General features: G+C 67.5%; 15 protein-coding genes. 9 read left to right on the forward strand and 6 right to left on the reverse strand.

What is annotated here, in order from left to right; translation table 11 throughout:
- The first annotated feature begins 67 nt into the window (after positions 1 to 67).
- Positions 68 to 1,963: a SurA N-terminal domain-containing protein gene (locus tag J0H39_12785; GenBank protein ID MBN9497625.1), complete on the forward strand. Its 1,896-nt coding sequence runs from the start codon at positions 68 to 70 to the stop codon at positions 1,961 to 1,963.
- A gap of 4 nt (positions 1,964 to 1,967) precedes the next feature.
- Here J0H39_12785 and J0H39_12790 read toward each other — a convergent pair whose 3' ends face one another.
- From J0H39_12790 to J0H39_12810, 5 genes are read right to left on the reverse strand one after another with little or no spacing between them, the layout of a single operon-like run.
- Positions 1,968 to 2,621 carry a LysE family transporter gene (locus J0H39_12790; GenBank protein MBN9497626.1) on the reverse strand — a complete coding sequence of 218 codons (654 nt, stop codon included), beginning with the start codon at positions 2,619 to 2,621 and terminating at the stop codon, positions 1,968 to 1,970.
- Between the two features lie 3 nt (positions 2,622 to 2,624).
- The gene (locus J0H39_12795) at positions 2,625 to 2,801 is read right to left on the reverse strand and encodes a heavy-metal-associated domain-containing protein (protein MBN9497627.1); all 177 of its coding nucleotides are present in this window, start codon (positions 2,799 to 2,801) and stop codon (positions 2,625 to 2,627) included.
- A 5-nt stretch (positions 2,802 to 2,806) separates the two neighbouring features.
- Complete coding sequence (locus J0H39_12800; GenBank protein MBN9497628.1) at positions 2,807 to 3,997, reverse strand: divergent polysaccharide deacetylase family protein; 1,191 nt, start codon at positions 3,995 to 3,997, stop codon at positions 2,807 to 2,809.
- A gap of 45 nt (positions 3,998 to 4,042) precedes the next feature.
- Positions 4,043 to 4,468 (reverse strand): Cu(I)-responsive transcriptional regulator, encoded by a 426-nt coding sequence (cueR, locus tag J0H39_12805; GenBank protein MBN9497629.1) that lies wholly within the window; start codon positions 4,466 to 4,468, stop codon positions 4,043 to 4,045.
- A complete protein-coding gene (locus J0H39_12810; GenBank protein MBN9497630.1) occupies positions 4,465 to 6,672 on the reverse strand; it encodes a copper-translocating P-type ATPase in 2,208 nt (735 codons plus the stop codon). The genes cueR and J0H39_12810 overlap by 4 nt, the downstream gene beginning before the upstream one ends.
- 131 nt (positions 6,673 to 6,803) lie before the next feature.
- Here J0H39_12810 and J0H39_12815 point away from each other — a divergent pair, with 131 nt between their 5' ends.
- The 7 genes from J0H39_12815 (at position 6,804) to lexA (ending at position 14,360) form a co-directional block, all read left to right on the forward strand.
- A complete protein-coding gene (locus J0H39_12815) occupies positions 6,804 to 7,205 on the forward strand; it encodes a hypothetical protein (GenBank protein MBN9497631.1) in 402 nt (133 codons plus the stop codon).
- Positions 7,202 to 9,820 carry a PAS-domain containing protein gene (locus J0H39_12820; protein MBN9497632.1) on the forward strand — a complete coding sequence of 873 codons (2,619 nt, stop codon included), beginning with the start codon at positions 7,202 to 7,204 and terminating at the stop codon, positions 9,818 to 9,820. The genes J0H39_12815 and J0H39_12820 overlap by 4 nt, the downstream gene beginning before the upstream one ends.
- Before the next feature lie 56 nt (positions 9,821 to 9,876).
- Positions 9,877 to 10,911, forward strand: coding sequence for an anthranilate phosphoribosyltransferase (trpD, locus tag J0H39_12825; protein ID MBN9497633.1), 1,035 nt, complete (start codon positions 9,877 to 9,879; stop codon positions 10,909 to 10,911).
- A 1-nt stretch (position 10,912) separates the two neighbouring features.
- Entirely contained in the window at positions 10,913 to 11,722 is an 810-nt protein-coding gene (gene trpC / locus J0H39_12830) for an indole-3-glycerol phosphate synthase TrpC (GenBank protein MBN9497634.1), read from the forward strand.
- A complete protein-coding gene (moaC, locus tag J0H39_12835; GenBank protein MBN9497635.1) occupies positions 11,719 to 12,195 on the forward strand; it encodes a cyclic pyranopterin monophosphate synthase MoaC in 477 nt (158 codons plus the stop codon). The genes trpC and moaC overlap by 4 nt, the downstream gene beginning before the upstream one ends.
- Positions 12,192 to 13,388 (forward strand): molybdopterin molybdotransferase MoeA, encoded by a 1,197-nt coding sequence (locus tag J0H39_12840; GenBank protein MBN9497636.1) that lies wholly within the window; start codon positions 12,192 to 12,194, stop codon positions 13,386 to 13,388. Before moaC ends, J0H39_12840 begins: the two co-directional genes overlap by 4 nt.
- 225 nt (positions 13,389 to 13,613) lie before the next feature.
- Complete coding sequence (gene lexA / locus J0H39_12845; protein MBN9497637.1) at positions 13,614 to 14,360, forward strand: transcriptional repressor LexA; 747 nt, start codon at positions 13,614 to 13,616, stop codon at positions 14,358 to 14,360.
- A gap of 68 nt (positions 14,361 to 14,428) precedes the next feature.
- Here lexA and J0H39_12850 read toward each other — a convergent pair whose 3' ends face one another.
- The gene (locus tag J0H39_12850) at positions 14,429 to 16,582 is read right to left on the reverse strand and encodes a ComEC/Rec2 family competence protein (protein MBN9497638.1); all 2,154 of its coding nucleotides are present in this window, start codon (positions 16,580 to 16,582) and stop codon (positions 14,429 to 14,431) included.
- Positions 16,583 to 16,676: 94 nt separating this feature from the next.
- On the opposite strand from J0H39_12850, the gene J0H39_12855 reads away from it, so the two are divergent.
- Positions 16,677 to 18,086, forward strand: coding sequence for a glutamate--tRNA ligase (locus J0H39_12855; GenBank protein ID MBN9497639.1), 1,410 nt, complete (start codon positions 16,677 to 16,679; stop codon positions 18,084 to 18,086).
- The last annotated feature ends 104 nt before the right edge of the window (positions 18,087 to 18,190 follow it).

An 18,190-nucleotide genomic window follows, 5' to 3' on the forward strand; every position in this document is an offset into this window, starting at 1 on the left:
GGTTGTTGCGGCCCCGGCCTTCGCGCCCTATTCTCGCCAACCTTTTGGTTTCCCCTCGCGAGTACACATGCTTCAAGCGATCCGCGCGAAGACGACCGGCGTCGTCGTCAAAATCTTCTTCGGTCTTATCGTCCTGTCCTTCGCGGTGTGGGGGATCGGCGATTACGCGTTCCTGCGCACCACCGACGATACGGCGATCAAGGTCGGCGAGACGAAGGTTTCGCTTGCCGCGCTCGACACCGATTACCGCGCGGCGCGCGACCGCCTGCGTGCCGCACTGGGCGGCGAACTCGACGAAAACCTCGTGCGCACCTTCGGCTTGCTCGACCAGACGGTCGAGCGCGCGACGACCCAAGCCGCGTTGGACGAGGAAGCGCGCCGCCTGGGCATCGTCGCGAGCGACGCCCAAGTGCGCCAGCGCATCGCCGCCGATCCCGCCTTCCGCGGCGCCACCGGCCAGTTCGATCGTTTCCAGTTCCAGCGCGTGCTGTACGAGAACGGCCTGTCCGAACAGCGCTACATCGAACTCGTGCGCGGCGAAACGCGCCGCCTGCCGCTGATCGAAGCGCTCGACACCGGGGCCGCCGTGCCCGCCGCGCTGGTCGACGCGATCTACCGCCATCGCAACGAGCGCCGCTCGGGCGAGCGCGTGTTCGTCCCCGCCTCGGCCTTCACCGATATCGGCACGCCGACGGACGATCAGTTGAAAGAGACCTACGAGACCAATATCGACCGTTTCACCGCGCCGGAATATCGCGCGGCGTCGGTCGCGCGCGTCGGGATCGACGAGGTTCTCGCGACGATCGAGCCCGACGAGAAGGCGCTGGAAGACGAATTCGCCGCGCGTAAGGCCGAATTCGACGTGCCCGAGCGGCGCGAATTGAAGCAGATGTTGTTCGCCGACGAAGCCGCCGCCAAGACGGCACTGGCCGCCATCGAAGGCGGCAAGAGCTTCGACGACGTCGCCAAGGAAACGCCGGGCCAATCGCCCGAGCGCACGTCGCTGGGCGAAGTCACGCGCGGCGAGACGATCCCCGAAATCGCCGACGCCGCCTTCGCCGCCGGTGCGGCGGCGGGCAAGACGATCGGCCCGGTGCGCACGCCGTTCGGCTGGCACTTGGTGGAGATCGTCACGGTCAAGCCGGGCGAGGAAGCCACGCTGGCGTCGGTGCGCGACAAGCTGCTGCCGGATTTGAAGCGCCGCATGGCGGCCGAGCGCGCGTTCGAGATCGCCAACAAGCTGGAAGATCAAATCACGCGCGGCCGCACGCTGGACGAAGCGGCCGAAGCCGCCGGCGCCAAGGTCGTGAAGCTCGACGCGGTCGATGCGCGCGGGCGCGACGCCAAGGGCGATGCGGTGACGCTATTCTCCGGCGCGCCCGAAGCGCTGCGCGCCGTGTTCGACACCGCCGTGGGCCGCGAAAGCCAGTTGATCGAAACGCGCACCGGACTTTATTTCCTGGTGCGCCCCGATGGCGTGACGCCGTCGCAGCGCAAGGATTTCGCCGCCGTGCGCGACGAGGTCGCCACGTTGTGGGCCGCGCAGCGCCGCGACGAAAAGGCCGCCGAGCGCGCCAAGGAAGTGCTGACCGCCATCGCGGGCGGCGAGGCGCTGGAAGCCGTCGCACTGCGCTTCAATCTGCGCATCGAACCGATCGAGCCGGTTCTGCGCACCGGCGACACGTCGCGCAACATGCCCGCGCAAATCGCCGCGCGGCTGTTCGCGCTGAAGCCGGGCGAAGCGGCGGTGACGCCGGGGCTGGAAGGCCAATATGTCGTGCGCATGAAGGAAATCGTGCCCGCCGACCCGGCCGCGGATGCGGCGGGCGTCGAGCAGATCCGCACGCAGCTTCGCCAGGACATGGCCAACGATCTGGTCGCGGAATACACGCAAGGTCTGCGCACGCGGCTCGGCGCGCAGATCAATCGCGCGGTCGTCGATCGCTTGAACGCGCCGAACTAAAGGATCAGCTCGCCGTCCGGACCATCAACTCGCGGCGGACCTCGTCGGCGAGTTTGAGGCCGAGTGCGATCATCACCGCGCCTGCGAACAGGTCCAGGCGGCGCGCCAAGCGCAGATATTGCGCGCGCGCGAAACCGGTCGAGAAGAACAGCGCCAAGAAGCCGTACCACGCCGACGACTGCACGGCGATGATCGCCAGAATCGCGGCATAGACCCAGCCAGGTGCGTGCGGCGGCACGGCGAGCAGGAAGGCGCTGGTCCAGAACACGGCGGATTTGGGATTGCTGAGCGTCGTCGTGAGGCCCATCACGAACGGGCTTTTGCCGAAGATGCGCGGCGGGGCCGCCGCCATCTCCCCCGCCCCTTGGCGGAACCCGGCGCGGACCATCCTGATCCCGACATAGACGAGATAGGCCGCCCCCACCAAACGCAGCGTGCGATAGAGCCAGCCGGCTTCGAGCAGCAACGCGCCCACGCCCCAAAGTGCGAGCGCCACCCAGATCAGCGACGCGACGACCACGCCCGCGACGGTCAGCAAGCCTTCTCGGCGCGAACGCGTCGCCGATTGCCAACTGACCACCACCGTATTGGGGCCGGGCAGCATCGCCATCAGGATATGCATGCCCGCGAGGGCGAGCAGATTGGGGAGGAATTCCAAAATTCAGACCGGGCCGGCGTAGCCAAAACCGGCTTTCTCGATCGCGATCTGCACGATCGCTTCGCTAGGCCCGCCGGCGACATGCACGATACCGTCGTCGAGATCGATATCGATCTTCGCGGCCGGGGCCGCCGCGTTCACCGCTTTCGTCACCGCCCGCGCGCAACCGCCGCAGGTCATACCCGTCACTCGATAGGATACCGCTTCCAAGGCACTTCGCCTCCGTTCCAAACCGGCGCCGACGATTCGGGCGCCACACGGGCCGTTTGCCGGATGGCCGGCTGCGCGGCCGTCGCAACTTCTTGAATATTACGGCTTACCGGCGCGGGAAGCTCAAGCGCCACCAGTGGGGCCGAAGGGGCCGGCGTCTCGCGCAGGCGCTGGCGCACGATCGCGGACGCCGCGACCAATTGCAGCCCGCGCGCTTGCATGCCCGGCAGGAATTGGGCGAGCGCTTCGATCGTCGCCTCGTGCGGATGGCCGATGGCGATGGCCGAGCCGCGGCGCGAGGCCACACGCTCCAGCTCCGCGAGTTGGACGCGGATCGCGCGCGCGTCGATCTCGTTGTCGAGGAACACGTCGCGCCCGGCGGCGGCGACACCGCTTTGCTTGGCGACGTCGAGCCCGACCGACGAACCGGACGTGCGGCTATCGACGAACAGCAGCCCGCGCGCCGCGAGTTCGGCGAGCACGGGGCGCATCGCGCGCAAATCGCGCGTGAACTTGCTGCCCATATGGTTGTTGAGCCCAACGGCGAGCGGCAAGCGATCGAGCGAGGCCGCCGTGCGCGCGCGGATATCTTCATCCGTCAGCGACACGCGCAAGGCCCCGGGGCCCGGATCGTCGCGGCCCTCCGGCTCCATCGGCAGATGCAGCATGATCTCGTGCCCGTTGGCGCGGGCGCCGCGCGATTGCGCGTCGATATCGGGCGCATAGGCGAGGTAGGAGAAAGTCAACGGACCCGGCAGCGCCGCAAGACGCGCGGCGCGCGCGCGGTCCATGCCCATATCGTCGATGATGATCGCGACGTAAGCGCCCGTGCGGATCGAAGGGGCCGGAATGGCGCGGCTTTCCCAGCCGCCATCGCTTGCGACCGCGACGGGGCGCGGCGGTACCGGTGCGGGTGCCGCGACCACGCCTTCGCGGCGAATGCCGAAGAAAGGTCCGGCCGGTTCGCGCGCCGGTTCGGCAGGGGCGGCGATCTGCGGCTCGACGACGGGTTCGGCCGCCGGGACGGCCGCATTCTGCGGCGCGACTTGCTGGGTTGCGGCGGCTTGGCTCGCCTGGAACTCGGTCCAGCCCCACGCCAACACGGCGGCCAACGGGACCGCGATCACCGCGGCCCGGCCGAACTCGCGCACGAATCCCCCGGACATGGCCATGGAGGCTCCATACACCGATTCGCGCGCGACTCCGGCACGCTAGTCGCCCTGCGGCTTGCCGCCCCCGCAATGAGTCTTGCCGGAGGCGAGGTCTTCGAGGATCGGGCAATCCGGCCGATCGTCGCCGTGGCATTTGGCGACCAGCGTGTGCAACGTCGCGCGCATCGATTGCAGCTCGGCGATCTTGCGTTCGATATCGTCGATATGGCGCTGGGCGACCTCGCGCACCTGATGGCTCGCCCGCTTGCGGTCGCGCCACAAGGCCAGCAGATCGCCGACTTCCTTCACCGAAAACCCGAGCGACCGCGCGCGATGGATGAAGCGCAGCTCCGCGATCTCCTGGTCGCCGTAGTCGCGGTAGTTGTTATCGCGCCGCGACGCGCGCGCGATCAAACCCACGCTTTCGTAATAGCGGATCGACTTGGCGCTGATGCCCGCCTTCTCCGCCGCTTGGCCGATATTCATTTCGTCTCTCCGTCGAATTTCCAGCCGCGCAGGCGCAGCGAATTGGCGACCACGCTGACCGAGGACAGCGCCATCGCCGCCCCCGCGATGGCGGGGCTGAGCAAGCCCAGCGCCGCGAGCGGCACGCCCGCGACGTTGTAGGCGAAGGCCCAAAACAGATTGCCGGCGATGCGTTTGCGGATCGCGCGCGACAAATCGATCGCGGCAGGCACCAGCATGGGATCGGCGCGCAGCAGCACGATGCCCGCCGTCCCGATGGCGGCGTCGCTGCCCGTGCCCATCGCGAAACCGCAATCGGCGGCGGCGAGGGCCGGCGCGTCGTTCACGCCGTCGCCGACCATGCCCACGCGCTTGCCCTGCGCTTGAAATGCGCGGATCGCGTCGGCCTTGCCGGCGGGCAAAACCTCCGCGCGCACATTATCGATGCCGAGTTTCGCGGCCGTCGCGTGCGCGGCCGCCTGACGGTCGCCCGACAGCAGAGCCACATCGACGCCGAGTTTCTTGATTGCGGCGATGGCGGCGGCGGCCGAAGCGCGCGGCGCATCTTCCAATGCGATCAAGCCGAGCGCGCGCGTACCTTCCGCCAGCAAAGTCGGCGTTTGCCCCAAGGCTTCCGCCGCATCGATGGCGCCTTGCAGCGCCGACAAATCGACGCCGCTTTCGCTCATGTAGCGCAGCGAGCCCAAGATAAGGTCGCGGCCCTCGACACGGCCCGACACGCCGCGCCCCGGATGGGCGCGGAATTCTTCGGCCGCAGCCGCCGGGCCGGGTGCCGCTTTCAAGATCGCTTGCGCCAGCGGATGTTCGGAGCGCGCTTGCAACGAAGCCGCCAAGCGCAGCGTCTGCGCATCGCCCGCGACGGACGCGACGCGCGGTTTGCCCTCGGTCAACGTGCCGGTCTTGTCGAACACCACGAGGTCGACATGCGCGGCATGTTCCAGCGCGTCGGCATCGTGGATCAGCAATCCGAATTTCGCGGCCGCCCCCGTCCCCACGACGATCGCCGTGGGTGTCGCAAGGCCCAGCGCGCAAGGGCACGCGATGACCAACACGCTGATCGCGGCGACGAGGCCGGTGTCGAGATCGCCATCGAGCAACCACCAGCCGAGCAGTGCTGCGATCGCGACCAGCACGATCGCGGGCACGAACACGGCCGAGATGCGATCGACCAGGCGCTGGATCGGCGGCTTCGACGCTTGCGCGTTTTCGACCAGCGCCACGATGCGCGACAACGCCGTGTCGGCGCCCGAGGCCGTCACCTTCACGTCGAGCGAACCCGTCCCGTTGAGCGCGCCGCCGACGACATTGTCGCCGCTGTCCTTGGCGACGGCGCGGCTTTCGCCGGTCAGCATCGCTTCGTCGGCTTCCGATTTGCCGGCGATCACCATGCCGTCGGCCGGGAAACGTTCGCCCGGCCGCACGCGCACGACATCGCCGGGGGCGAGCAGATCGGCATCGATCTCGGTTTCTTCGTCGCCCGAAACGCGATGTGCTTTGGCGGGGGCAAGGGCCAGAAGCCCGCGCACCGCATCGCCCGCCGCGCGCTTGGCGCGGGCCTCCAGGAACTTGCCGAGCCGGATCAGCGCGATCACGACGGCGGCCCCTTCCAGGTAGTGGTGCGCGTGACCGCCGGGCGGATGACTTGCGATCAGCCAGGCGCTGTAGAAGAACGCGGCACTCGTGCCCAGCGCCACCAGCAGATCCATATTGCCGGTACCCGCACGCAAGGCGCGCCAGCCCGCGACATAGAAGCGCGCGCCCAGCCAGAATTGCACCGGCGCCGCCAAAGCGAGGGCGAGATAGCCGGGCAGCGAAAAATCGAACCAGCCCCAATGGGCGGCCATCTCAGCGACCAGTGGGGCCGACAAGACGAAAGCGAGGATCGTCAGCCGCTTTTCGTGCGCCAGATCGGCGGCATCCTTGGCGGCTTGCGTCGCCGCGCGTTCGCCTTTGTCCGACCAGGCGGCGGCGTCATAGCCCGCATCGCGCACGCGCTCGATCGCCGCGCGCAGCACATCGCCCGCTGCGCCCGAGATATCGAGCCGCGCCTTCTCGGTCGCGAGATTGACGCGGGCCTGGGCGACGCCCGGCACTTGAGCGAGCGCCTTTTCCACCCGTCCCACACAGGATGCGCAGGTCATCCCGCCGATCTTCAGATCGAGCGTGACGGGCGGAACGGTTCGAGGGATCGAATTTATGGTCATGACCAAAGGATGATCCTTACCGTTCTGGGAAGGTCAAGGTTATATGGCGAAACCGGTCGGACCGGATGGGGTCAACTTGCCGCAGCCCCCGGATTAAGCGTTAATTCGTCAAAACCTGCGCATATGGATGGATGATGATTCGCGCCCGATTTCTGCTGCTCGCCGCCCTCGCCGGGGCGTTGTCCGCCTGCACCGAGCGCCTGCCGCCGGGCGGCGTGGCCACGCTCGACGGGATTTACGAAGGCGACGTCACCCGCTCCTCCGGGCCCGTCTATAGCTGCCCCAATTCGTTCAAACTGCGGGTTCAGGTCGCTTCGGGCGAGGCGCGCGGCGAGATCTTCGACAGCCAGCAGCCCGACCTCGTCGTCGATCGGATCCTCGCCTTCATCGAAGCGGATGGGCGCGTGATCACGGCGTTCCGCAGCGGCGGCGACTCCTACGGCATCGATGGGCGCTTCGGCGCCTCGACATTCACGGCACTCGCCAACGGCCGGGCGTGCAGCTACTCGGCCTTCGCCCGCAAAAGACAGTGACCGATCCCGTCAATCTCCGGCAGACGGTCCGCCTCGGACCGCGTTCGCTGGGCCGCACGCGCTATCGCTTCGCGCTGCTGGGCCTGGCGCTGGCGATGGCGGTGGGGTTCTTCGGCTATTTCGTCTACAGCGCGACGCACGCGACCGACCGCGCGCGCGCCGACGCGACGCGCGAAATGCGCATTCTCGCCTCGGTCCTGTCCGATCAAGCCGACAGCGTGATCGCGCGCGTCGAGTTCGTCGTCGCGACCGTCGCCAACGAAGCGGCGAGCGTCGCCAATCCCGACGGCTGGACGAATACGATCCGCCTGTCCGCGATGCTCGGCCGGTTTCTCAGCGCCGATGGCGGCTTCCGGTCCTTCGCCGTCTTCGACACGCGCGGCAACATCGCCGCCAGTGCCGGCGCGCCGCCGCGCGAAATGCCCGCCGCCGTCGGCGCCGCCGTTATGCGCGCCATCGCCGATCCCGCGAGCGGCACCGCGATCCTGCGCCCGCAATTGGTCGACGAAGGCGCGGCCCTGTTCGCCATCGCGCCGATCACCGGCGTGCTGCCGGGCCAAGTCATCGGCGCGATCGCGGCGGAGATCCCCGCCGCCGCCTTCGCGCGCTTCTATCTCGGTCTCGAAGACGGGCGCGGACGCGAATTGGCGCTGGTCGATACGCGCGGCTGGGTCGTGGTGCGCGCGCCCGACGACATGCGCTATCTCGACCGCGCGCTCGATACCTTGCCTTTCGCCGGTCTCGTGCGCGCGGCCGAGGCGGCGAACGGCGCACCTATCGTCGCCACGCTGCCGGGTCTCGACGGGATCGAGCGCGTGAGCGTGGCGCGGCGCGTCGCCAACCGGCATTTCGCGGTCGTCGCGGGCGCGCCCACGAACAATTTCATGGCCGAATGGCGCGGCACGCTGGGGATCAGCATGCCCTTCTCCGCGCTCGTCGTCGCGGCGTTCCTGTTCCTGCTGCTGTCGCTGGGCCGGCATTTGGGGCGCGTCGAGGATTCGGAAGCCTCGCTGCTGGAATCCGAGCACCGCTTCCAAACGCTGGTCGGCAACGTGCCGGGCATCGTGTTCCAGCGCATCCAGCCGCCCGGCGGCCGGGCGGATTTCGTGTGGATCAGCGAAGGTGTCGAACGCCTGCTGGGCCTGTCGCGCGAAGCGGCGGCGCGCGACGGCGGGCGCATCCTCAACGAATACACCCATCCGCGCGATCTCGAATCCTTGCGCCGCGCCTATAAACGCTCGGCCGAAGATATGCGGCCGATCCACTGGACCGGCCGCGTGCGTCACGCGAACGGCGAGCAGCGCTGGTTCGAAATCACCTCGCGCCCGCGCCGCCAAGCGGACGGCGCGGTGATGTGGGAAGGCATCGCGCTCGACGCGACCGAGCGTAAACGCGCGGAAGACTCGCTCGCCATTCTGCGCGAACAGCTCGAAGCCAAGCGCGCCCAGCTCGAACTCGCCCTCGCCAACATGGCGCAAGGCATCGCCGTCTACGACCGGCGCATGCGCCTGATCGTGCGCAACGCGCGCTATCTCGAACTCTTCAAGCTCAGCGAAAGCGAAGCGCGCGAGGGCGCATCGCTGATCGATCTGCTGCGCGTGTCGATCCGCAAAGGCCATTACGACGACGAAGCCGCGCGCGAGGCGGTCCGCGGACGCATCAAGGGCGCGCGCTCGCGCAAGCCCGTGACGATCATCCAGCGCCTGACGGACGGGCGCGTGATCGACGTCTATATGCGCCCGATCGAGGGCGGCGGCCATGTCGCGACCTTCACCGACATCACCGCGCGCGAAGCGACCGAAGCGGCGTTGCGCGAGGCGAAGGAAACCGCCGAACTCGCCGACCGCGCCAAGTCGCAGTTCCTGGCCAATATGAGTCACGAATTGCGCACGCCGCTCAACGCCATCATCGGCTTCGCCGAGATCATGAACGACCAGCTGTTCGGGCCCTTGGGCGACCAGCGCTACGCCGAATACGTCAAGGACATCGAGGAATCGGGCAAGCATCTGCTGACGCTGATCAACGACATTCTGGACCTGTCGAAGATCGAGGCGAACGAAGCGACGTTGCGCGAAGAACAGGTCGATCTGGGCGGCGTGTTCGAATCCTGCGCGCGGCTGGTGCGCGAGCGCGCGCAACGCGCGCGCGTCGAACTGCGCGTGCCGTCGGGCGGCGATCTGCCTGTCGTGTGGGCCGATCGCGGAAAGCTGAAACAGATTTTGCTGAACCTGCTGTCGAACGCGGTGAAGTTCACCCAAGCCGACGGCGCGGTCGACGTCGAAACGGGTTTGCGCGAAAACGGCGGCGTGTTCGTGCGCGTGCGCGATACCGGGATCGGTATGCGCACGGAGGATATTCCCCTGGCGTTGCAACCCTTCCGCCAGATCGAAAACACGCTCGCCCGCAAGCACCAGGGCACGGGGCTGGGCCTGCCCTTGTCGCTATCGCTCGCCCGGATGCATGGCGGCGACCTCGAAATCGCGTCGGAGCCCGCCAAGGGCACATCGGTGACGCTGGTCCTGCCCCCCGACCGCACCGTCGCCCCCCACGGCGCGCGCGAAACCGAGCCGAGCGTGGCCGAGTTCCTGGCCGGGCGGGATACCGGCGGCGCCTGACAGCGCCCGCCAAACTCGGCTATAACCGCCCTCCGGATCGAGGGAGACGCATAAAAATGGCCGGCGACATGACCCAGTTGAAGGCGCTGATCGCGCGCGTGGCCGACGGCCATGCCCTGACCCAGGCGGAGGCCGAGCAGGCGTTCGACATCATGATGTCGGGCAACGCCACCCCCGCCCAGATGGGCGCCTTTCTGATGGCGCTGCGCGTGCGCGGCGAAACCGTCGACGAGATCGCCGCCGCCGCGCGCACGATGCGCGCCAAAGCGCTGAAGGTGAACGCGCCGGCCGGTGCGGTCGAAGCCGTGGGCACGGGCGGCGACGCGTCGGGCAGTTTCAACATTTCGACCGCGTCGTCCTTCGTCGTCGCGGGTGCGGGCCAGAAAGTCGCCAAACACGGCAACCGCGCCTTCTCGTCAAAATCGGGGGCGGCCGACATCCTCACCTCGCTCGGCGTCAATGTCGAATGCGACGTGAAGCTCGTCGAATACGCGATCTCCAAGGCCGGCGTGGGCTTCATGATGGCGCCGCGTTTCCACTCCGCGATGCGCCATGTCGGCGGCGTGCGCGTCGAGATGGGGACCCGCACGATCTTCAATCTGCTCGGCCCTCTCGCCAACCCGGCGGGCGTGAAGCGCCAGCTCGTCGGCGTGTTCGCGCGCAAATGGGTGCGCCCCGTCGCCGAGACGTTGGGCCGCCTCGGTTCCGAACACGCTTGGGTCGCGCACGGGTCCGACGGGCTCGACGAAATCACGACCACGGGCCCGACCTTCATCGCCGAGTTCCGCGACGGCAAGATCAACGAATTCGAAGTGACGCCCGAGCAAGTCGGCATCGCCCGCGCCAAGCCCGAGGATTTGAAGGGCGGCACACCGGCGGAAAACGCCGCCCTGCTGCGCGAATTGCTCGACGGCAAGAAGGGACCGCTGCGCGACGTCGTCATGATGAACGCGGGCGCCGTGCTGGTCGTTTCGGGCGCCGCCGCCGATCTGAAGCAGGGCATTTCGCAAGCCGGCGCCTCGATCGATTCCGGCGCGGCGAAACGCGCGCTCGAAGCCTTGATCGAAATCACCAACCGTTCGGCCGCCTGATATGGACGACGTGCTGGCGAAAATCTGCGCGGACACGGCCATCGAAGTCGGCAAGCGCAAACTGCGCGTCTCCGTCGATACGTTGCGCGCCAAGGCCGAGAAGCTGCCGCCGCCGCGCGGTTTCGCGAACGCTTTGCGCGCGACCAAGACGCGCGGCGCAGTACCCTTGATCGCGGAGATCAAGAAGGCTTCGCCGTCCAAAGGCCTGATCCGTCCCGATTTCGATCCGCCGAAACTCGCCCGCGCCTATCGCGATGGCGGGGCCACGTGCCTGTCGGTACTGACCGACAAGCCCTATTTCCAAGGCGAGGATGCGTATCTCGTCGCCGCGCGCGACGCGGTTCCCCTGCCCGCCTTGCGCAAGGATTTCATGCTCGGCGAATACCAGATCGAGGAAAGCCGCGCGCTGGGGGCGGATTGCATTCTGCTGATCCTCGCCTGCCTCGACGATTGCACTGTGCAGGATCTGTGCGAACTCGCGTTGATGCGCGGCATGGACGTGCTGGCCGAAGTACATGACGAGGAAGAAATGGCGCGCGCGTTGAAGCTGCCCGCCACCGGCCCCGGCGGCACGGTGACGATGCTGGGCGTCAACAACCGCAATCTAAAAACGCTGAAGGTCGATCTGGCGACATTCGAGCGTTTGGCGCCGATGGCGCCCAAAGATCGCCTGCTGGTCGCCGAAAGCGGGATCAAGACGTGCGCGGATATCGACCGCCTGACGAAGGCCGGTGCGGGCGCCTTCCTGGTCGGCGAAAGCCTGATGCTGCAAGACGACGTCACCGCCGCGACGAAGGCTCTCATCGGATGAGCAAGCTCACCCATTTCGACGCCGCGGGCAACGCGGTCATGGTCGATGTATCGGCCAAGGATGCGACGGAACGCGAAGCGATCGCGCGCGGACGCGTGGTGATGGATGCGGCGACGCTCGCGGAAATCGTCGGGCGGCGGATCAAGAAGGGCGATGTGCTCGCCATCGCCCAGGTCGCGGGCATCATGGCCGCGAAGAAGACGCACGAATTAATCCCGCTCTGCCATCCGCTGCTGCTGTCGTCCGTCAAAGTCGAGCTTTCGCCCAACGAGGCCGAGAACGCGGTCGAGATCGAAGCGCGCGTCAAGGTCACCGGCCAGACAGGCGTGGAGATGGAAGCGCTGACGGCCGTGTCGGCAGCTGCCCTCACCGTCTACGACATGGTCAAAGCCATCGATCGCGGCATGCGCATCGAAAATATCCGCCTGGTGCGCAAGACCGGCGGCAAATCCGGCACATTCGAACAAGCATGATCCCGGTCGCGGAAGCCCAGCAACGCATCCTTGCCGGTCTTCGCGCGATCGGCGCGGAGACGATCGGCCTCGACGCCGCGTTGGGTCGTACGCTCGCCGAGGATCTGCGCGCGCGCCTCACGCAGCCGTCCGCTCCCGTTTCGGCGATGGACGGCTACGCCGTGCGCGCCGCCGATATCGCGTCGCTGCCCGCATCGCTCAAGCGCATCGGCCAAGCGCCCGCCGGCCATCCGTTCGACGGCAAAGTCGGGCAAGGCGAATGCGTGCGCATCTTCACCGGCGGCGAAGTGCCCGAAGGTGCCGACACGATTTTGATTCAAGAGGACGCCGAGGAAAGCGACGGCATCGTCCGCCCGAAGGAAAGCGTGAAGCGCGGCACTTATGTGCGTCCCGCCGGGCTCGATTTCCGCGAAGGCGACGTGGTCCTGCGCGAAGGCTTGACGCTCGATCCGCGCCATATCGGTTTGGCGGCCGCATCGAACCATGCATGGCTCAGCGTGCGCCGGCGTCCGCGTGTCGCCATTCTCGCGACCGGCGACGAAATCGTGTTGCCCGGCACTGCCCCCAAGAAAGGCCAGATCGTTTCGTCGAACGGTCCGTCGCTCGCGGCTTTCGTGCGCCGCGCGGGCGGCGAGCCGATCGTGTTGCCGATCGCGCCCGATGATCCGGCAGCGTTGAAGGAACTCGCGCGCGGGGCCGCCGGTGCGGATCTTCTCGTCACCTCGGGCGGCGCTTCCGTCGGCGAACACGATCTCGTGCGTTCGGCGTTGGGCGAAGAAGGCCTGTCGCTGGATTTCTGGCAGATCGCGATGCGCCCCGGCAAACCGCTGATGTTCGGCACGCTCGGCGCGATCCCGTTGCTCGGGCTTCCCGGCAATCCGGTGTCGGGCTTCGTCTGCGCGCATCTGTTCCTCGGCCCTGCCATCGCCAAGCTGCTCGGCAAAGCCGATGTGTTGCCGCAGCCTGTCGCGGCGAAACTCGGCCGCGATCTGCCCGCCAATGATCGGCGCGAAGATTATCTGCGCAGCGCATTGACGCGCGACGCGAGCGGCAATCTGATCGCCACACCGTTCGAGAAACAGGACAGCTCGATGATCTCGGTCCTCGCCCGGGCCGATGCTTTGGCGATCCGCCCGGCGAGCGCGCCGGCCGCGCAAAAAGGCGATTCCATTTCCGTTCTCCCTCTGGCCTGAATTCGCCGCAGCTTTCCGGTTGTGGATAAGGCTTGACCGAGGGCACGAACCGAACTAGAACATTCATAGTCCGTTGCACCTCTGTTTTCGACATGTTGTCGGGTGGTGCAGCGGGACACCCCATCGGTGGCGCTTTTTAGTGCAATCGGCCGGGTGCCCCGTCGGACCCCGATCAACCCCGCCTGCCCGGCGTTTCCGGGCGGGCCCGCGACGCGAGGGCGAACCATGCTGACGCGCAAACAATACGAATTGCTGCTGCTGATCAATCAGCGGCTGACCGAGATCGGCGTCCCGCCCTCGTTCGACGAGATGAAGGATGCGCTGGGTCTCAAATCCAAGTCGGGCATCCATCGCCTGATCACGGGGCTGGAAGAACGCGGCTTCATCCGCCGCCTGCCCCATCGCGCGCGCGCGCTGGAAGTCGTGCGCCTGCCCGACAATCTGGCGGCGCAAGGCGTCAAGCCCGCGTCGAACACCGCGATGCCGGCGGCCGAAGCCGCCGCCACGCGCGGCTTCCGTCCGCAGCTCATTCGCGGCGACGGCAAGATGCCGCTGGGCGGTGCCGCCGTCGCCAACGCCAACGAAGTGGTGAAGCTGCCGCTTTACGGGCGCATCGCCGCCGGTCTGCCGATCGAAGCGGTGCGCGATACGTCCAACGCGATCGACGTGCCGCCGTCGCTGCTGGGCAGGGGCGATCATTTCGCGCTGGAAGTCGCCGGCGATTCGATGATCGAAGCCGGCATCCTGGATGGCGACACGGTCATCATCCAGAAGGCCGAAGGCGCCGAGAACGGGCAGATCGTCGTGGCGCTGATCGACGAACAGGAAGTGACGCTGAAGCGCTTCCGCCGCCGCGGTGCTTCGATCGCGCTGGAACCGGCGAACAAGAACTACGAAACCCGCATCTTCGGGCCCGACCGCGTGCGCGTGCAGGGCAAGATGGTCGCGCTGGTGCGCAAGTTCGACGGCTAGCGCCGCCAACTCCTTAGCCTTTCCGATGGGCCGGAAAACCCTGGGGGAAACCCCGGGGTTTTTCGTTTTCAGCGCCGGAATTCGGGCTCGCGCAAGCGCGGCGGCGAAACCCACGGGCGCTGGCCTTGCGCCGCGCGCACGGTTTCGATCCGCAACGCGCCGTCCTTGATCCAGATCGCGTGCGCCCCGTCGGCCAGCAGATCCATGCGATCGATCGCGCGCCCGGTCATGCGCCGGCAGGTCGCGTAAAGCGCCACGGGCGCGATCGTCAGATCCGTGTCGCGGCAGGCGATGGGAAGTGCGCGCGGCTGGCGCACCAGCGCCACCGTCGCGCCGTTCGCGCGATAGACGCAATGCGAGACTGCGCAATCGAGTCTGCCGTCGAGCGATTTGCCGATGCGCGGCCAGGACTCGATGCCTTCGTCGATCTCGCCGTCGCGGCGCAGCCAGGTTTCGCGCGCGAATCCGCCGCCGCGCGGGCGCGACAGCATCAAGCGTCCCGCCTCGTCGCGCACCGCCATCAAACGCCCGTCGCCGGAGACGAGGATATGCGGCGGCTCGACCGTGGCGAGCGACAGCAATCCCGCGATCACGGCGGGGGCACCGGCAAGGCGCACACGGCCGGTCCACAGGCACAGCCACAATCCACCGAACGCCGTCAGCGCCATGCCCCAGAGCGGCATCGCGGGGAAAAGTGCTACCGCTCCGTCGAGCCCCGCGACCCAGCGCGCGATATCGAGCAAGCGGTCGATGCCCCAGCCCATCGGGATCAGCGCCCAGGATTCGAGACCGAAGGGAAACAGCAATCCCGCGACGATCGCCCACGGCATGATCCATAGGCCGGTGAGCGGCACACCGAGGAAATTCGCGAGCAAGCCGAACGCCGCGAAGCGATTGAAATGGTAGAGCGCGAAAGGGGCACTCGCGAACCCCGCGACGACCGACGTCATCGTGGCGCCCGCGAACCACACGAACGCACGGCGCGTCCAGCGCCGGTCGGCGCGCCAGCGCTGGAACGTGTCGCGCGAGGCTTCCCACGCCGCGACGAGTGCCACGACCGCGCCGAACGACATTTGGAACGAAGCACTCAGCAGACTTTCGGGCCGGAAGGCGAGGATCGCGGCGGCGGCCCAGGCAACCAAACGCAGCGTGATCGCCGTGCGGTCGATCAACACGGCAAGCAGCACGATGCCGGTCATCAACCAAGATCGTGTCGTCGGCACGCTCGCCACCGCGAAGAACGTATAGAAGGTGATTGCCGTCAGCGCGGCGAGGGCCGCGATCTTCTTGGTGTCGGTGCCCAACGCGATCGCCGGTACGAAGGCGAGCAGCAAGCGGATCGCGAAGAACACGATGCCCGCGACCATGCCGATATGCAGGCCCGAGATCGACAGAATGTGTTGAAGGCCTGAATCGCGGAAGGCTTCGAGTGCCTCTTGCGAAACAGCGCCCTGCTCGCCCGCGATCAGCGCGGCGGCGATGGGCCCCGCCGGCGGCGGCAGTGTTTCAAGAATGCGGCGCGACACCTCCGCCCGCCAGCGCGCGAGCGTTTGCATCGGCATCGAAACGGGTGCCCGCGCGACGACAAGGGGTGCGTCGAGCGCGTAGCCCACCCCGCCCAAACGTTCGAACCAGGCTTGGCGCGTGAAGTCGAACGCGCCGGGGGCGCTGGGCCCCGGCGGGGGCATCACGAAGGCGCGCGCCACGCGGATATCGTCGCCGGGCGCGAAAGCGCCGAGCTTCGCGTCGATCCGCAAGCGCACGGTCTCCGGCGTCGCCGCCGGATCGAGCCCCGCGATCGACAAGCGGTCGAGCGTCACGCGCGTTCCTTCGGGGCGCAAAGCGAGTTCGATCACACGGCCTTCGATCGCGACGGGACCGATCCGCTTTTCGATCACCGGGGCGGCGACATCCTGCGCGCGGATTTGCGCCAACGCGAAACCCGTGCTCGCCGCCAGCAAAGCCGCCGCCAGCACGCGCACCGAACCGACGCTGCGACCGAGAATCAGGAAGGCCAAAGCCATCGCGGCGAAGGCGGGCGCGATCCAGAAATCCGGCTCCACCGACAGCGCGAAATACGCGCCCGTGCCGGTGCCGAACGCGACCGGCAGCCACAGCACCAGCCGGCCGCGCATCGCTTCGCCGGTACGAACGACGAACCCGGCGAGCCCGTCCGTCCTTGCGGGCAGCGCAAGAGCGTCGGGCGGATCGAAACGATGCATGGGGCGGGGCCATGTGCTAGGCAGTGGCCGCGCCGGGCAGGTCCCGGCGGTCCGTCCCGCCTATCTCAAGTTTTGGATTTAATACGGTTTTCCTATGAGCGACAAGATCGTCTGCCGTTTCGCACCGTCCCCCACCGGCTATCTGCATATCGGGGGTGCGCGGACGGCGTTGTTCAACTGGCTTTACGCCAAGCGTTTCGGCGGCACGTTCCGCCTGCGCATCGAGGATACGGACCGCGCGCGCTCCACGCCCGAAGCGACCGCCGCCATCCTCGACGGCATGAAGTGGCTCGGCCTCGATTGGGACGGCGAGGTCGTCCACCAATTCGCGCGTATGGATCGTCATGCGGAAGTCGCGAACCAATTGCTCGCCTCGGGCGGCGCCTATCATTGCTATGCGAGCCCGCAGGAACTCGACGACATGCGCGCGGCGCAGAAAGCCGCCGGCAAGCCGATCCGCTATGACGGCCGCTGGCGCGACCGTGATCCCAAGGACGCGCCCGAAGGCGTCAAACCCGTCGTGCGCTTGAAGGCGCGCCAGGACGGCGTGACCGTGATCCGCGACCGCGTGCAAGGCGACGTGACGATCGGCAACGATCAACTCGACGACATGATCCTGCTGCGCGCCGACGGCACGCCGACCTACATGTTGTCGGTCGTCGTCGACGATTACGACATGGGTGTGACGCATGTCATTCGCGGCGACGACCATCTGAACAACGCCGCGCGCCAGATGCAGTTGATCGAGCGTTTGGGCTGGCCCACGCCGGTCTACGCGCATATCCCGCTGATCCACGGGGCCGACGGCGCGAAGCTTTCCAAGCGCCACGGCGCGCTGGCGGTCGATGCCTATCGCGATATGGGTTATCTGCCCGAGGCGATGCGCAACTACCTGCTGCGTCTGGGCTGGGCGCATGGCGACGAGGAAATCATTTCGACCGCCAAGGCGATCGAATGGTTCGATATCGACGCGGTCGGCCGATCGGCCTCGCGCTTCGATTTCAAGAAGCTCGACAATCTCAACGGCCATTACATGCGCGAGACCGCCGACGACGTGTTGTTCGGCCACGCCGCGCCGCTGATCGAGAAGGAAGCCGGTGTCGCGATCTCGCCCGAGGGCAAGACGCGACTGATCGCCGGCATGGGCGGACTGAAAGCGCGCGCCAAGACGCTGCTGGAACTCGCCAAGGCGGCGGTGTTCTACGTGCGCAGCCGCCCCCTCGCCCTTGACGACGGCGCAAAGAAGCTTCTCGCGGGCGATGCGAAAGCCAATCTCGCCAAGGGCCGCGACCTGTTGGCGCAGGCGGCGGATTGGAATGCCGCTTTCCTCGAAGAAACCTTCCGCAAGGCGGCGGAAGCCGAGGGTGCGAAGCTCGGCCTGCTGGCCCAGCCGCTGCGCGGCGCCTTGACCGGCCAAGCCACGTCGCCGCCGATTTTCGAAGTCATGGCCATTCTGGGCAAGGACGAGACGCTCGGCCGGATCGACGACGCTTTAGCGGCATAGCCGCCCGGCGATTACGGCAGGGCCCAGGGCTGAGATATCATCACCCTGCCCTTGCCAAAATCCGGCGGCTGGGCTCCAATGCCGCAACTGCGAAATGCCGAGGC

It is taken from the genome of Alphaproteobacteria bacterium (genome assembly GCA_017308135.1).
In the GTDB taxonomy this organism is placed as follows: domain Bacteria; phylum Pseudomonadota; class Alphaproteobacteria; order CACIAM-22H2; family CACIAM-22H2; genus Tagaea.

Bases quoted from the DNA above. Each gene is read 5' to 3' on its own strand.
- lexA (MBN9497637.1), top strand. From the start codon at position 13,614: ATGCTGACGCGCAAACAATACGAATTGCTGCTGCTGATCAATCAGCGG.
- J0H39_12850 (MBN9497638.1), bottom strand. From the start codon at position 16,582: ATGCATCGTTTCGATCCGCCCGACGCTCTTGCGCTGCCCGCAAGGACG.
- trpD (MBN9497633.1), top strand. From the start codon at position 9,877: ATGGCCGGCGACATGACCCAGTTGAAGGCGCTGATCGCGCGCGTGGCC.
- J0H39_12815 (MBN9497631.1), top strand. From the start codon at position 6,804: ATGATGATTCGCGCCCGATTTCTGCTGCTCGCCGCCCTCGCCGGGGCG.
- J0H39_12840 (MBN9497636.1), top strand. From the start codon at position 12,192: ATGATCCCGGTCGCGGAAGCCCAGCAACGCATCCTTGCCGGTCTTCGC.
- J0H39_12800 (MBN9497628.1), bottom strand. From the start codon at position 3,997: ATGTCCGGGGGATTCGTGCGCGAGTTCGGCCGGGCCGCGGTGATCGCG.
- trpC (MBN9497634.1), top strand. From the start codon at position 10,913: ATGGACGACGTGCTGGCGAAAATCTGCGCGGACACGGCCATCGAAGTC.
- J0H39_12795 (MBN9497627.1), bottom strand. From the start codon at position 2,801: ATGACCTGCGGCGGTTGCGCGCGGGCGGTGACGAAAGCGGTGAACGCG.
- J0H39_12810 (MBN9497630.1), bottom strand. From the start codon at position 6,672: ATGACCATAAATTCGATCCCTCGAACCGTTCCGCCCGTCACGCTCGAT.
- cueR (MBN9497629.1), bottom strand. From the start codon at position 4,468: ATGAATATCGGCCAAGCGGCGGAGAAGGCGGGCATCAGCGCCAAGTCG.
- moaC (MBN9497635.1), top strand. From the start codon at position 11,719: ATGAGCAAGCTCACCCATTTCGACGCCGCGGGCAACGCGGTCATGGTC.
- J0H39_12785 (MBN9497625.1), top strand. From the start codon at position 68: ATGCTTCAAGCGATCCGCGCGAAGACGACCGGCGTCGTCGTCAAAATC.
- J0H39_12855 (MBN9497639.1), top strand. From the start codon at position 16,677: ATGAGCGACAAGATCGTCTGCCGTTTCGCACCGTCCCCCACCGGCTAT.